This is a genomic window from Vibrio sp. 10N.286.51.C3 (assembly GCF_003050065.1).
Taxonomy (GTDB): Bacteria; Pseudomonadota; Gammaproteobacteria; order Enterobacterales; family Vibrionaceae; genus Vibrio; species Vibrio crassostreae.
In genome coordinates, this window is record NZ_PIGC01000026.1 from 1 (window position 1) to 14,258 (window position 14,258).

General features: G+C 45.7%; 11 protein-coding genes, 1 tRNA gene and 2 rRNA genes. 9 read left to right on the forward strand and 5 right to left on the reverse strand.

Going from position 1 to position 14,258, the window contains the following annotated elements:
- The 3 genes from CWO27_RS21440 to CWO27_RS21450 form a co-directional block, all read left to right on the forward strand.
- Window positions 1-1,432, forward strand: a 23S ribosomal RNA gene (locus CWO27_RS21440); the annotation flags it as partial.
- 116 nt (window positions 1,433-1,548) lie between these two features.
- Window positions 1,549-1,664 (forward strand): 5S ribosomal RNA (rrf, locus tag CWO27_RS21445).
- A gap of 67 nt (window positions 1,665-1,731) precedes the next feature.
- A tRNA-Asp gene (locus CWO27_RS21450) sits at window positions 1,732-1,808 on the forward strand.
- A 1,107-nt stretch (window positions 1,809-2,915) separates the two neighbouring features.
- Here CWO27_RS21450 and CWO27_RS21455 read toward each other — a convergent pair.
- Genes CWO27_RS21455 through hemC form a run of 4 tightly spaced genes read right to left on the reverse strand, consistent with a single transcriptional unit; the run spans window position 2,916 to window position 7,011 of the window.
- The gene (locus tag CWO27_RS21455; protein ID WP_102432581.1) at window positions 2,916-4,097 is read right to left on the reverse strand and encodes a heme biosynthesis protein HemY; all 1,182 of its coding nucleotides are present in this window, start codon (window positions 4,095-4,097) and stop codon (window positions 2,916-2,918) included.
- Complete coding sequence (locus CWO27_RS21460) at window positions 4,097-5,323, reverse strand: uroporphyrinogen-III C-methyltransferase (RefSeq protein ID WP_048658902.1); 1,227 nt, start codon at window positions 5,321-5,323, stop codon at window positions 4,097-4,099. The genes CWO27_RS21455 and CWO27_RS21460 overlap by 1 nt, the downstream gene beginning before the upstream one ends.
- 18 nt (window positions 5,324-5,341) lie before the next feature.
- A complete protein-coding gene (locus CWO27_RS21465; RefSeq protein WP_048658901.1) occupies window positions 5,342-6,070 on the reverse strand; it encodes a uroporphyrinogen-III synthase in 729 nt (242 codons plus the stop codon).
- A gap of 2 nt (window positions 6,071-6,072) precedes the next feature.
- A complete protein-coding gene (gene hemC, locus CWO27_RS21470) occupies window positions 6,073-7,011 on the reverse strand; it encodes a hydroxymethylbilane synthase (protein WP_048658900.1) in 939 nt (312 codons plus the stop codon).
- A 344-nt stretch (window positions 7,012-7,355) separates the two neighbouring features.
- On the opposite strand from hemC, the gene CWO27_RS21475 reads away from it, so the two are divergent.
- Window positions 7,356-9,884, forward strand: a complete 2,529-nt coding sequence (locus CWO27_RS21475; protein WP_048662861.1) for a class I adenylate cyclase — start codon at window positions 7,356-7,358, stop codon at window positions 9,882-9,884.
- A 71-nt stretch (window positions 9,885-9,955) separates the two neighbouring features.
- Here CWO27_RS21475 and cyaY read toward each other — a convergent pair whose 3' ends face one another.
- A complete protein-coding gene (cyaY, locus tag CWO27_RS21480; RefSeq protein ID WP_048658898.1) occupies window positions 9,956-10,270 on the reverse strand; it encodes an iron donor protein CyaY in 315 nt (104 codons plus the stop codon).
- Between the two features lie 75 nt (window positions 10,271-10,345).
- On the opposite strand from cyaY, the gene lptM reads away from it, so the two are divergent.
- The 5 genes from lptM to xerC are packed head-to-tail and all read left to right on the forward strand — an operon-like array spanning window position 10,346 to window position 14,244.
- Complete coding sequence (lptM, locus tag CWO27_RS24010; protein ID WP_407829960.1) at window positions 10,346-10,462, forward strand: LPS translocon maturation chaperone LptM; 117 nt, start codon at window positions 10,346-10,348, stop codon at window positions 10,460-10,462.
- 41 nt (window positions 10,463-10,503) lie between these two features.
- Window positions 10,504-11,757: a diaminopimelate decarboxylase gene (lysA, locus tag CWO27_RS21490; protein ID WP_102432583.1), complete on the forward strand. Its 1,254-nt coding sequence runs from the start codon at window positions 10,504-10,506 to the stop codon at window positions 11,755-11,757.
- Window positions 11,758-11,768: 11 nt separating this feature from the next.
- A complete protein-coding gene (dapF, locus tag CWO27_RS21495) occupies window positions 11,769-12,599 on the forward strand; it encodes a diaminopimelate epimerase (RefSeq protein ID WP_048662862.1) in 831 nt (276 codons plus the stop codon).
- 45 nt (window positions 12,600-12,644) lie between these two features.
- Window positions 12,645-13,343, forward strand: coding sequence for a DUF484 family protein (locus tag CWO27_RS21500; protein WP_048662863.1), 699 nt, complete (start codon window positions 12,645-12,647; stop codon window positions 13,341-13,343).
- Complete coding sequence (gene xerC / locus CWO27_RS21505; RefSeq protein ID WP_017061015.1) at window positions 13,312-14,244, forward strand: tyrosine recombinase XerC; 933 nt, start codon at window positions 13,312-13,314, stop codon at window positions 14,242-14,244. The genes CWO27_RS21500 and xerC overlap by 32 nt, the downstream gene beginning before the upstream one ends.
- Window positions 14,245-14,258: the final 14 nt, after the last annotated feature.

Below are 14,258 nucleotides of genomic sequence, written 5' to 3' on the forward strand. Positions count from 1 at the left end.
AGGCGGGTGGTTTAGGTAAATCCGGACCGCTACTAACGCTGAGATACGATGTCGAGCTACTACGGTAGTGAAGTCATTGATGCCATGCTTCCAGGAAAAGCCTCTAAGCTTCAGATTGTAAGGAATCGTACCCCAAACCGACACAGGTGGTCGGGTAGAGAATACCAAGGCGCTTGAGAGAACTCGGGTGAAGGAACTAGGCAAAATGGTACCGTAACTTCGGGAGAAGGTACGCTCTTATCAGTGAAGTCCCTTGCGGATGGAGCAGACGAGAGTCGCAGATACCAGGTGGCTGCAACTGTTTATTAAAAACACAGCACTGTGCAAAATCGTAAGATGACGTATACGGTGTGACGCCTGCCCGGTGCCGGAAGGTTAATTGATGGGGTTAGACTTCGGTCGAAGCTCTTGATCGAAGCCCCGGTAAACGGCGGCCGTAACTATAACGGTCCTAAGGTAGCGAAATTCCTTGTCGGGTAAGTTCCGACCTGCACGAATGGCGTAATGATGGCCACGCTGTCTCCACCCGAGACTCAGTGAAATTGAAATCGCTGTGAAGATGCAGTGTACCCGCGGCTAGACGGAAAGACCCCGTGAACCTTTACTACAGCTTGGCACTGAACATTGAACCTACATGTGTAGGATAGGTGGGAGACTTTGAAACCGCGTCGCTAGATGTGGTGGAGTCGTCCTTGAAATACCACCCTTGTAGTTTTGATGTTCTAACGTTGGCCCCTGAATCGGGGTTACGGACAGTGCCTGGTGGGTAGTTTGACTGGGGCGGTCTCCTCCCAAAGAGTAACGGAGGAGCACGAAGGTGGGCTAAACACGGTTGGACATCGTGTGGTTAGTGCAATGGCATAAGCCCGCTTGACTGCGAGAATGACAATTCGAGCAGGTGCGAAAGCAGGTCATAGTGATCCGGTGGTTCTGAATGGAAGGGCCATCGCTCAACGGATAAAAGGTACTCCGGGGATAACAGGCTGATACCGCCCAAGAGTTCATATCGACGGCGGTGTTTGGCACCTCGATGTCGGCTCATCACATCCTGGGGCTGAAGTCGGTCCCAAGGGTATGGCTGTTCGCCATTTAAAGTGGTACGCGAGCTGGGTTTAGAACGTCGTGAGACAGTTCGGTCCCTATCTGCCGTGGGCGTTGGAAAATTGAAAGGGGCTGCTCCTAGTACGAGAGGACCGGAGTGGACGAACCTCTGGTGTTCGGGTTGTCATGCCAATGGCATTGCCCGGTAGCTAAGTTCGGAATCGATAACCGCTGAAAGCATCTAAGCGGGAAGCGAGCCTTGAGATGAGTTTTCCCTGGCGCTTTAAGCGTCCTAAAGGGTTGTCGTAGACTACGACGTTGATAGGCAGGGTGTGTAAGTGCTGCGAGGCATTGAGCTAACCTGTACTAATTGCCCGTGAGGCTTAACCATACAACACCCAAGGGGTTTTGTGGACTCAAAGAAATACCAAACGCTTGAATGAGTTTGAAGAGATACTTTTATAGCTCTATTAAATAGAGAAGCAGCTTTCCGAATTTTAAAATTTGCTTGGCGACCATAGCATTGTGGACCCACCTGATTCCATGCCGAACTCAGAAGTGAAACACAATAGCGCCGATGGTAGTGTGGGGCTTCCCCATGTGAGAGTAGGACATCGCCAGGCTTTAAATTAAATCTTTAGGTTGACCAACCTGGAGATATGGACGCTCACTTAGTGAGTTGACCACTGCGGAGTGGTAGTTCAGTTGGTTAGAATACCGGCCTGTCACGCCGGGGGTCGCGGGTTCGAGTCCCGTCCACTCCGCCACTTATTAGAAAAGCCCTGCTAGAAATAGCAGGGCTTTTTTACATTTAAAGAAAAGTGTTTTGCCCTTCGGCCGAATGAGTTCCACAAAGGGTTTGCCAGAAGCCCACAATCTCGTCCATTCCGTTACTTATTAGAAAGCCTAGTCTGACGACTAGGCTTTCGTCGTTTCTGGGTTATGAGTTTTAACTCTTGGTTTTGATTTCCGTAAAAGGTTGTTTTGGTTAGTAATCGTTGAATCGACGATTGATTAGAAAGCTGTGTTAGCAATAGCCGGGCTTCGCGCTTATGGGCTCTAACATGACAAATTATTTTTAATCAATAAGTTAGCAGGGGTTTTCTAAGTAGCGGTGGCTTCTTAATTACTTCTGTTGAGTGATGATTAAGCCGCGCTTTAAACTTCGGAGTTTTGCTGTGTCTCAGAATTGATTTCGTCTAGAGTCTGAAACTCCGCTGCTATACATTCACTTCTTCAATCTTAAACCAATAGGTTGGTTACGGAGGTAGGCCAGATTTACGAGATCCAATACTTAGAGGTACATTACTTAAATGTAATTTTCATCTAATGATTCCAGTTGCTAAGCCCACTGTAATCTAGAGCTAATCTCTATCAAATGACAACTACTGCGAAACGTCTTTACTTTCTCTCGGTACAAATCCAACCAAGTTATCTGATCATTATTCCTTCAAAAATCTATATAAAGATTGTCAGTCAGCTCAAATGGATTCTAAACAGCTTGTTTTATAATTGGCTAAAACTACATACGGATAGCTCTAAAGTATCCCTCAGTGTTTTTTAGGAAACCTTGCGGGTGATTTCATGAGGATTTAACCTCATGACTTAAAATCAGTACTTATAAAGCATTAATAGCATTTGAAATCCAATGATCAAGATGTGTGACTTATGGATTGTTCCGAGCTAGGCAGGCCTTATTAAAAATGGACGGTGCTTCGGTCAGCAATAAGCTGGGTGTGGAGAAGGGATCTGGATGGAAGACCTTTACTACCATCTCTAGTGTTTGCTTATTGGTACTGAGGAAGTTATCCAAGGTAAACAGTAGATACAAAAAAGCCGATGCTTGGCATCGGCTTCATGATAGTTGTAACAGTTTAAGCTGGTTGAACGAGAGCGAGTGCCTTGCGAGAAACTTCGTGAGCAGCCTTCGTTAAGTTTTGCTTTTCTAGTGCATCAGATAAGTATCCGTAATCTGATACGTTTGAGCGAAGTGCTAGTGCTTTCTCGAAGTGGGTTTGTGCTTCTGACCACTTCTGTTCTCTTAGGTAGAACTGAGCCAATGCGCTGTGTGCTTCGGCATTGCCACCATCTTTACTGATGGCGCGCTCTAGCATCACAACGACTGGGTGGTGATCGGCAAGGTTAAGCTCTGGAAGCAACATGTAGAGCTCATTTGAACCACTCTTCGCAATGTTCTCTTTGATCACAGTGAAGGCTTCTGAGTCAGCTTTACGAGCGATCAGTTGCTTCACAAAGCAGGAAACAAGGTGAGAGCTTTGTTTCTGCTTTCTTGAAAGCTTGTTCCAATGGCTGATTAAACCTTCGCTACCTTGCTGCTGTGCCACATCGTGAAGCAAGCCGCATTGTGCTTTTTGTTCTAACTCAACTTGCTCATCAGCCGTAAGAAGCTTGTTTTTAGCTAGCTTAGGCGTTAACTCTAGTAATGGCTGCCAGAGTTTAAGCTGCATGTAGGTGGCTTTTAATAGGCCAAGTACAGCGGTGTTATTAGGGTATGTACCTTTTAAGGTCGAAAGTGTATCGAATGCGGCTTCGTAGTTCGACTCACTGATCTGTTGTTTTGCTTTAGTTAGCTCAACAGCCAGTAGAGAGTCGTCCTGCTGGCTAGCAAGCTCGATGTACTTATCACGCTCTTTCGTATTACCCTGTTCGTGAGCCGCTTGAGAAGCGACTAAATAACAAAGTAGAGGCATGTCGTGGTGATTCGCCCAGCGAGTTACCTTTTTCTCTGCGCCTTTCCAATCACCCTCAAGAAGCTTGATGATGCCTTCATTGGTATAACGACGCGAGCGTTTTAGTTTACGAACGCTGAACCAGTTCCAAGTTGTTGAGCTCGCGTACATAAGCTTCTTAAATAGGTACTCTAAGCCAAACAGTGCGGCCAAAAGGGCAATCACAAAGATAGCCATTGTTGTCACACTCATCTCAATCGTCTTATTGGCAATTGAGATCAGCACATAACCTTGTTGACCCGAGAACTGAGTACCGACAAACAGACCCGCACCGAGTACAAGGAAAAGAAAAATCAAACGAATCATTATTTCTCCTCCGAGGTCATTACCGTTACCTCACGGCGTAGACGTTCACGAATGACATCTGACAACTCATTTTGAGATTCAAGCTTTACAGGGTATTTCACAGAGATGTTCTGTTCACTTAACTGTTTAATTGCTTTCTCAAATTCAATCACTGAGTTGTTATCTTGGTTTAGATACGCTTTAGACCATTCGCTAGCGGTATTAAGAGCTGCGCTATAGAGTTCACCTTGTTCTTTGTAGACGGCGCGAATCGCGGTTTCTAATTTACCTTTGATGTTTTCACGCAGGTAGAAGTGCTGTTCTGGTGATAGTAGAGGGATAACTTCGCCATCACGACTGCGGAATGTGATGAAGTTTTCTGAGAAGTCTTTCATCGAAGTCATCAGGTTGTTCTGCCAATCATTAATATCTTGCGATACAGCTTTTTTCTCAACAACTGCGGCTTCAGGAAGAATCGCATTGGCAAGCGGAAGCGTATCGACTTGCTGTTGCAGACTTGTGATGCGGAGAACTAAACCGTCACGGTCGATCAGAGGAATTGTGCGAAGTTTAGTAATATCATTGGTCATTGATTGACGCAGTGACACTAAGCTAGGGTCGTTCAGTGCTGCGATACGTTGATCGGCACTTTCCATTAACTTGGTTGCGCTAACGGCATCATGCTCTAGGAACAGTTTACGTCCCGCTAGTTTCACAAGGTAATCGGCTTCGGCAAGTAACCAGTCATTCGGGCGGCGACCTTTAACGTCAGCCACTGCTAACTGTAGGCTTTGAATACTCTTCTGCTGTTGAGACTGTACGACCTGAGTTTTCTCCACCGCGTGTGACGCTTCTTGGATAGTCTCTTGCTTGATGGTTTGTAGGTCTTTATTTACTGCAGATTGGGTATTTTGAAGCTGTGCTTGAAGAGCGGCGATTTGAGCTGAATACTCAGCGCTCTTTTGCTGCATTTGAAATGCGATACCGCCACTGAAAATAATCGAAATAGCGATCGCAATAGCGCCTAGTTTGACACCGCGCTTACCTTGCTTTTCTGCTTTCTCTACTTGCTCTTTATGCTCAGTTTGAGGCTGTTCATTTTTAGCGGTCTTTGACGCAGAGGCGTCAAGCTTCTGTTCGGGCTGTTTTGTCTCTGTAGAGTCAGCTTTTTCGTTTTCAACAACTACTGGCTGAGTGTCTTGTTTCTTTTCAGGTTCAATATGCTCGTTATTTTTTTTGCTTGTCATGCTTATTTCCTGTTCTAGCTAGGGCCGGAGAGCAGCCAGTAATATTTGGTTCGTAGCACTGTGAGTATTGGTCACGTTCGAGAAGCCGAGTTGTTGTGCTCGTTCTACTATGCGCTGACTTGGGACAAATAGGTGTCTTGTTGAAAGCCAAGTCAAATACTCATCAGGGGTAATTGAGCAGAGATACTCCAATTGTTCCTGACTAGTGATGACAACTTTGGACGCTTTTTTGTTTATCCATGTTTGATAGGTATTGTGGTCGCTAATGGGAATATATTCTCTACGGTAGGTCTCACAATAAGAGACTTGTGCTCCTCGGTTGAGTAGAGAATCTCTAATGAGCTCACGCCCACCATTACCACGTAGTATCAAAATGGACTTATTTTCTACGCCATTAAGTTCAGTAAGTTTAAGAAGGTGTTCACTATCACTAACTTGAGGGTAGTTTACTTTTTGTTTACAGACTTTGCTTAAAACGTGCGCAGTTTTTTGACCAACGCCAAGATAAAGCGGCGAAGTAGGCCAAATGGATGAGGTTTTCGAAAGGATGTTTTGGGCAGCGGTCACGGCGTGGTGACTGACGGCGATGATGATATCGCTGTTACTGAGCTTGGTGCTTAAATCCGCAGAGTTTGGATTATCAACGATACGAATCAGCGGATGATGGATTGCTTGAATCCCTTCATCCGCTAGTTGTTGGCAAAGCGATTGCCCCTCTGAACCGGGGCGAGTCACCAACACTGTCATGATTATTCTTGGTCAGCGTAGAGCTTGGTTAGGATTTCTCTTGCACCATCATCCAGCAATTGATTTGCTAGAGTCACGCCAAGCGCTTCTGCATCCTTACGAGAACCAGAGATCTCACCACGAACCATCTTAGAACCATCCGGTTCACCAACTAATGCACGTAGCCAGATATTGTCGCCGTCTAATAGTGAATAGCTACCGATAGGCACCTGACAACCACCTTCTAGAGTAAGGTTCATTGCTCGTTCGCAAAGCACGCGATCGGCTGTGTCTTGGTGGTTTAGTGGTTCAAGAAGTTTAATCAGACGCTCATCATCAAGACGACATTCAATGCCAACAGCACCTTGACCGACAGCCGGTAGAGACTGCTCTGGTTCGATAAAGCTACGGATACGCTCTTCAAGTTCTAGGCGCTTAAGGCCAGCTGCCGCTAGGACGATAGCATCGTATTGGCCATCATCGAGTTTACCTAGGCGAGTACCAACGTTGCCGCGTAGCTCCTTGATGATTAAGTCGGGGCGAGACTCAAGTAATTGACACTGACGACGCAGGCTGCATGTACCAACGACAGCACCTTGTGGTAGCTCATCAATATTGTTGTAAGTGTTTGATACGAATGCGTCACGTGGGTCTTCACGCTCACAAATCGTTACCAGACCTAGACCTTCAGGAAAGTCGACAGGTACATCTTTCATTGAGTGAACGGCTAGGTCAGCACGACCTTCTAGCATTGCTACTTCAAGTTCTTTAACGAACAGTCCTTTACCGCCCACTTTAGCAAGAGGAGTGTCGAGGATGATGTCACCTTTGGTCACCATAGTTACCAACTCAACCTCTAAACCAGGGTGAGCAGCTTGCAGTGCATCCCTTACAAAGTATGCCTGCCAAAGGGCAAGAGGGCTTTTTCTGGTCGCGATACGGATTGGTGCTGAATTTGTCATGGTGGTTCCGATATAGGTTCTGTAATAGCCTAATCCTACCATTATGAGGCGAGAATTCTTACTGTTTGATCATTTGATACTTTGATAGCTCAGAGATTTTCATTAGTTCACCAAAATAGTGTGATTGGTATCTCATTTGAAACATGGGCTATTATTAGAAATAGTCAATAAAGAGGACACTACGGCGCCGTGAGTTTAACTTTCTGTCATCAAGGAATTGACCAGTATGACAGGTTCCTTTGCTTTACCATTAAGGCTAAAAGTGTTAAATTGATCACGTTTTGTTGCTGCTTTCGTTCAGTAACTAAACAGAACTGCACTTAACCTCAAACCAAGGACTTACCTTGCAGGCTTACACTCAAACTTTGATTCAACGATTAGACAATCTAAATCAGCAGCGCATTGATCGTGCGTTGGCGTTGATGAATGTGCAAGGCCAGCGAGTTTTCAACCTTATTCCCGCACTGCTTCACTTTAATCACCCGATGATGCCTGGTTATTACGACCAACAAGTTCCTTTTGGAATTCGTAGCTTCACGCTTAATGAATTCCAAAAGCAATTTGTCTCTGATACCGAATTAACGCTGGGTGGTAAACTTACCGAGGCTGCTGAACCTGCCATCCTTGGCTTGTACACCATGGGCAGTACTTCTTCTATTGGTCAAAGTACTTCAAGTGATCTTGATATCTGGGTATGTGTGTCTCCAGATATGGATGGCGCATCTCGCGACAGCCTAACCAACAAATGTCTGCTGATTACCGATTGGGCTGAAACCTTAGGGGTTGAAGCTAACTTCTTCTTGATGGATGAAGAGCGTTTTCGTTCGAACCATTCAGAAGAGATGACCGGTGATAACTGTGGCTCTTCGCAGCACTTGTTATTGCTTGATGAGTTCTATCGTTCTGCGGTTCGTTTGGCTGGCCAGCGCTTGTTGTGGCAAATCATTCCTCCAGAAATGGAAGAGTGTTACGACGAGTATGTTCAAGGCTTATGTCAGGATGGCTATCTTGACTGCTCACAGTGGATCGATTTCGGTAAGCTGAATCGTATTCCCGCTGAAGAGTACTTTGGTTCTAACCTGTGGCAGCTCTACAAGAGTATCGACTCACCGTATAAATCGGTGTTAAAGGCGATCTTGTTAGAAGCTTATTCATGGGAATACCCAAATACTCAATTGTTGAGTATTGATACCAAGCGCCGTTTCTTTGCGGATGAACCTGATCTGTATGGTATGGATAGCTACTATCTGATGCTAGAGAAGGTGACGCGTTACCTAGAGCGTATCAATGACCACACTCGATTGGATTTGGTAAGACGTTGTTTCTACCTAAAGACTCACGAGAAGTTGTCACGCGAAGCTGGCATTGGTTCTGTTGCATGGCGTCGTGAAGCCTTAACTGAGATGACTAAGTCTTGGGATTGGGGACAGGAAATCATTGCTGAGCTCGATAACCGCCGTAACTGGAAGGTTGAACAGGTTAAAGTGGTGCACCATGCACTACTTGATGCCTTGATGCTGAGCTACCGTAACCTGATTCAATTTGCGCGTCGTAATGACATCACTTCAGCCATCAGCCCACAAGATATCAGTATCTTGGCACGTAAACTTTACGCTGCGTTTGAGGTCTTGCCTGGTAAAGTGACGCTACTGAACCCACAAATCTCTCCTGATCTGCATGAACCCGACTTGAGCTTCATCGAAGTTCGTCAGGGTCAGTCGAATAAAGCCGGTTGGTACTTGTATAAACAGCCACTGGTAGCGCATCGTATTCTTGGTCAGCCTTCTCTGGAACACCATGAGTACTTGAGTAAGTTGGTTGCTTGGTCATTCTTTAATGGCTTGATTACTGAGTCGACACGTCTGCACTCTGTGGTGCGTGATGCCCATATTGATATCGATAAGTTCTATCAAATGGTGAGTGATCTGCGTAATACCTTCTCTTTACGTAAGCGTCGCCCAAGTATGCAGGCCCTGGCTAGCCCATGTGAGATTAGCCAGTTGGCGATGTTCATCAACTTTGAAAATGACCCGACTTCTGAATTAAGTGGTCGTGCATTAAAAGTGGATCTCAAGAATGCGGATATCTTCAGCTTTGGTGAAGAAGGTAAGAGTTTAGTCGGTAGTGTTGATTTGGTTTATCGTAACTCTTGGCATGAAGTACGTACGCTGCATTTCCAAGGTGATACGGCGATGCTGGATGCGCTTAAGACGGTACTTGGCAAAATGCACCAAGATGCGTTGCCGCCAGAGTCGGTCGATGTGTTCTGTTACAGCAAAAACCTGCGCGGTGTGATGCGTAACATGGTGTATCAACTGCTTGCCGAGTGTATCGACCTAAGATTGAAACCGATTGAACCAGAGAAGCGCCGTCGCTTTAAAGCCATTCGCTTAGCGAACAAGATGTTTGGCCTGTTTTTTGAGCGCCGTGGTGTGTCGGTTCAGATGTTGGAAAACTCGGTCGACTTCTACCGTAGTATCTCAACCAACAAGCTGAAGGGGTCGCCTTTACTGATGCTCGATAAAGAGCAAGAGTATCAACTGCCAGAAGTGGTGGATGGTTTTGCGAGTGAGGGCTTAATTCAGTTCTTCTTTGAAGATACCGATAAAGGTTTCAATATTTATGTATTGGATGAGTCGAATCAGGTAGAGGTGTATCACCAGTACAGCGGCGAAAAAGATGAGATGATCGCGAGTGTGAACTCTTTCTATACGTCGGTAAAAGATGAGTCGAAGATGTCGTCTAAGTTGATTAACTTTAATTTACCTCAGTACTACCAGATTGTTCACCCTGAAGAGGGTAGCTCCTACGTTGTGCCTTACCGTAACGATGCGACGTTAGCTTCTCGGAGTTCAAAGATAGTCAACATCTAGGCTTATTAAGACTGATTGATATTAAAAAAGGAGTGATTGATTCACTCCTTTTTAGTTTTGCTTACAAATGATTAGACCCAATCGATCTCTTCACCTGCATGCTTCACGCATTCTTCTTTCACCATCTCAAACAGCTCCATGCCCGTCTTTGAACATGTCCACTTGTCGTCAACTAGCTTGAAGTGAAAGCCACCAGATTTAGACGCTAACCAGATTTCTTTCATTGGTTCTTGGCGGTTGATAATGATTTGGCTGCGGTTCTCAAACTCGAGTGTCATTACGTTACCAGTCACTTCGTAATCAATATCTGCCTCTGATTCATCGATAGCTTCTTCGATGTTTTGCATCTGTATATCGACCAGTTGATGAAATTCAGTCTCGTTCATCCTTTCTATCCTATTGCTTTTCCTGAGTGTGGTGCGATTATAGGGGGCATTGAGTTAATAATCACGATATGCAAAATGAAAAAATTAATTACCGCTCTGTTTATGGTGTCCGTTATTGGACTTTCTGGTTGTGGTCAAACGGGTCCGTTATACGATCCTGATGAAGTTCAGCAGACTGAACAATCACAATAAGTGAAGCACGCAGAAATCGTTATTTATAAGGGATAAGAACTTTGGATTACTTCAACTATCAGGAAGATGGCCAGCTTTGGGCTGAGGACGTCGCACTTTCACAATTAGCAGAGCAATATGGTACACCGCTGTATATATATTCTCGTGCAACATTAGAACGCCACTGGAATGCGTTTGATTCATCGGTTGGTGAGCATCCACACTTGGTGTGTTATGCCGTTAAAGCTAACTCAAACCTTGGCGTATTAAACACTTTGGCTCGTTTGGGTTCAGGTTTCGATATCGTTTCAGGCGGTGAGCTAGAGCGTGTGGTTGCTGCCGGTGGCGATCCAGCTAAAGTTGTATTCTCTGGTGTCGGTAAAACAGCTGCTGAAATGAAGCGTGCGCTTGAGTTGAACATTAAGTGTTTCAACGTTGAGTCTGAGCCAGAACTTGAGCGACTGAATAAAGTGGCTGGTGAGCTTGGTGTTAAAGCACCGATTTCACTGCGTATCAACCCAGATGTTGATGCCAACACTCACCCTTATATTTCTACAGGTCTGCGTGATAACAAGTTTGGTATTGCTTTCGACCGTGCTCCTGCTGTCTATGCGTTTGCACAAACACTCGATAACTTGTCTATCCATGGTATTGATTGCCACATCGGTTCTCAGTTAACGGATATCGAACCTTTCATTGATGCGACTGACCGTTTGCTTGCTCTGATCGACCAACTACGTGCTGATGGTATTAACATTAAGCACCTTGATGTTGGTGGTGGTTTGGGTGTGGTATATCGTGATGAATTACCACCACAACCTTCAGATTACGCAAAAGCACTATTGGCTCGTTTAGACAATCATTCTGATCTAGAGCTGATTTTCGAGCCTGGAAGAGCGATTGCTGCTAACGCTGGTGTACTATTAACGAAAGTTGAGTTCCTCAAGCCAACAGAGCACAAGAACTTTGCCATCATAGATGCAGCAATGAACGACCTAATGCGCCCAGCACTTTACCAAGCTTGGCAGGATATTGTTCCTGTGAGCCCGCGTCAGGGTGAAGCGGTGACTTACGATTTGGTTGGCCCAATTTGCGAGACAGGCGATTTCCTAGGTAAAGATCGTGACCTTGTTCTTGAAGAAGGTGATCTGCTAGCGGTTCGTTCTGCGGGTGCTTATGGCTTCGCGATGTCATCTAACTACAACACTCGTTCGCGTGCGGCTGAAGTGATGGTGGATGGCGATAAAACTCACTTGGTTCGTCAGCGTGAAGAGCTTACGAGTCTGTGGGAACTTGAAAACATTCTTCCGGAGTAATTTTAAGCGTTATGCACTTCCACTTTTCTAAAATGCATGGTTTGGGCAATGATTTCATGGTCGTGGACTGCATTACTCAAAATATTTTCTTTTCTCCAGATTTGATCCGTCGTTTGGCGGATCGTCACACTGGCGTGGGCTTTGATCAGCTACTTGTGGTTGAGGCTCCCTATGATCCAGAAACTGATTTCCATTATCGCATATTTAATGCGGATGGCAGTGAAGTGGAGCAGTGTGGTAATGGCGCTCGTTGTTTTGCACGATTCGTTCGCATGAAAGGCTTAACGAATAAGTACAGCATCAACGTGAGTACCAAGAAAGGTAAAATGGTTCTCAAGATTGAAGAGAATGACTTGATCACGGTGAACATGGGCATTCCTGAGTTCGAACCTGGCAAGATTCCATTTAAGGCGAAGCAGCCAGAGAAGACGTATATCCTAAGAACGGATGTACACACTTTATTCTGTGGTGCAGTAAGCATGGGTAACCCGCATGTGGTGACTGTTGTTGATGACGTCGACACGGCTGATGTGGATACCTTAGGCCCGCTTCTTGAATCACATGAACGTTTCCCTGAACGTGTTAATGCTGGCTTTATGCAAGTAGTTAACCGTGAAGAGGTTCGCTTACGTGTTTATGAACGTGGTGCTGGTGAGACTCAAGCGTGTGGCAGCGGTGCATGTGGCGCGGTTGCGGTAGGCATTACTCAAGGCTTATTGGCTGAGAATGTAAAAGTTCGTCTACCTGGCGGTGACTTACACATTAGCTGGCAAGGCCCGGGAAAACCTCTGTATATGACGGGCCCAGCGACGCATGTGTTTGATGGTCAACTTTCTTGCTAATAATGATTTATAACCAATAGATTCATAAAATATAAAGGATAGGTTTTGTCTTACGTTGAAGCCGACGCACTCACCGCAGAAGTGGTCGCGGAATATTTACGTGATAACCCAGATTTTTTCCAAGACCGAAAAGATTTGGTTGATCGCCTTGCTATCAATAACGTTGAGCAGGGCGCTGTTTCTCTGGTTGAGGTTCAGCTTAAACGCCAGCGTCATCGAATCGAAGAGCTTGAAGAAGAGATCACTGGCTTGATGTCGTTGGCGGCAAATAACGATAAAACCTTCTATGAGTTTATGGATCTGCAAGCGCAAGTGCTGAAATGCAGTGACTTCATGCAGGTGATAAAAGCCGTTGAACAAAAAGCGTTAGATCTTGGGCTTAAAGCGCATGTTCGAATTCTTTCGCAACCGGGTTTTTATCAACTTAGTGCCGAGGGTTACTCGAAGTTTTCGCTTAACCATTTTAATGGCAAAGATGCTTATCTAGGACGCCTGAGAAAAGCCGATAGACACGATTTGTTTGGTGATTATCCAGTTCCAGAGCTAGGCTCTTATGTAGTACTACCGCTTGCTAAGCAGTCTCCATTGGGCTTGCTCGCCTTTTCTAGTGAAGATGGCGGACATTTCCAACCCCATATGGATACGCTCTTTTTACGCCATTTAGCACTTGTTGTCGCTCATTTGGCGGACACCTTACCTTGGCAGATAAATAATGAGCCTAGAGCCCAAAATACCTCTTCCTAACAGCCTTCAAAAGCCACTTTCTCGCTTCTATGAGTATCTCAGAAGCGAGAAGGGACTCAGCTTACACACCCAACGTAATTACAAACAACAACTTGAAACCATGGCCGGTCATTTAGTCACGCTAGGGCTAAAGGATTGGGGTCAAGTCGATGCGGCTTGGGTAAGACAACTTGCCAGTAAAGGCATGCGTGAGGGAATGAAAGCGAGCAGCATCGCAACGCGTTTGTCTTCACTACGCAGCTTCTTTGATTTCCTTGTGTTGCGTGGCGAAATGACCGCCAATCCAGCCAAAGGTGTCTCTGCACCTCGCAAGCAACGCCCTTTGCCTAAAAACCTCGATGTCGATGAAGTCGGTCAACTGCTTGATGTTAATGAGGACGATCCATTGTCTATTCGTGACCGGGCGATGATGGAGGTGATGTATGGTGCGGGGTTACGATTGGCAGAACTGGTCGGTATCAACCTGAAAGATGTGTTGGGTCGACAAGGCGAAATTCGAGTGATTGGTAAAGGCGACAAAGAACGCAAAGCGCCTTTTTCTGGTTTAGCTAAAGAGTGGGTCGATAAATGGCTCAAAGTCCGTGGTGAGTTGGCTTCACCGGGTGAAACCGCACTGTTTGTCTCTAAGCTCGGGACTCGTATTTCTCATCGAAGCGTGCAAAAACGTATGGAAGAATGGGGCAAGAAGCAATCTGTCGCGAGCCACATCAGCCCGCATAAACTGCGTCACTCCTTTGCAACGCATGTGCTGGAATCGAGCCAAAACCTTCGTGCTGTTCAAGAATTGCTTGGCCATGAAAACATCTCGACGACCCAAGTGTATACCCACTTAGATTTCCAACACTTAGCACAAGCTTATGATCAGGCTCACCCGAGAGCGCGTAAGAAGAACAAAGACTAGATTTAAGGGTTTAT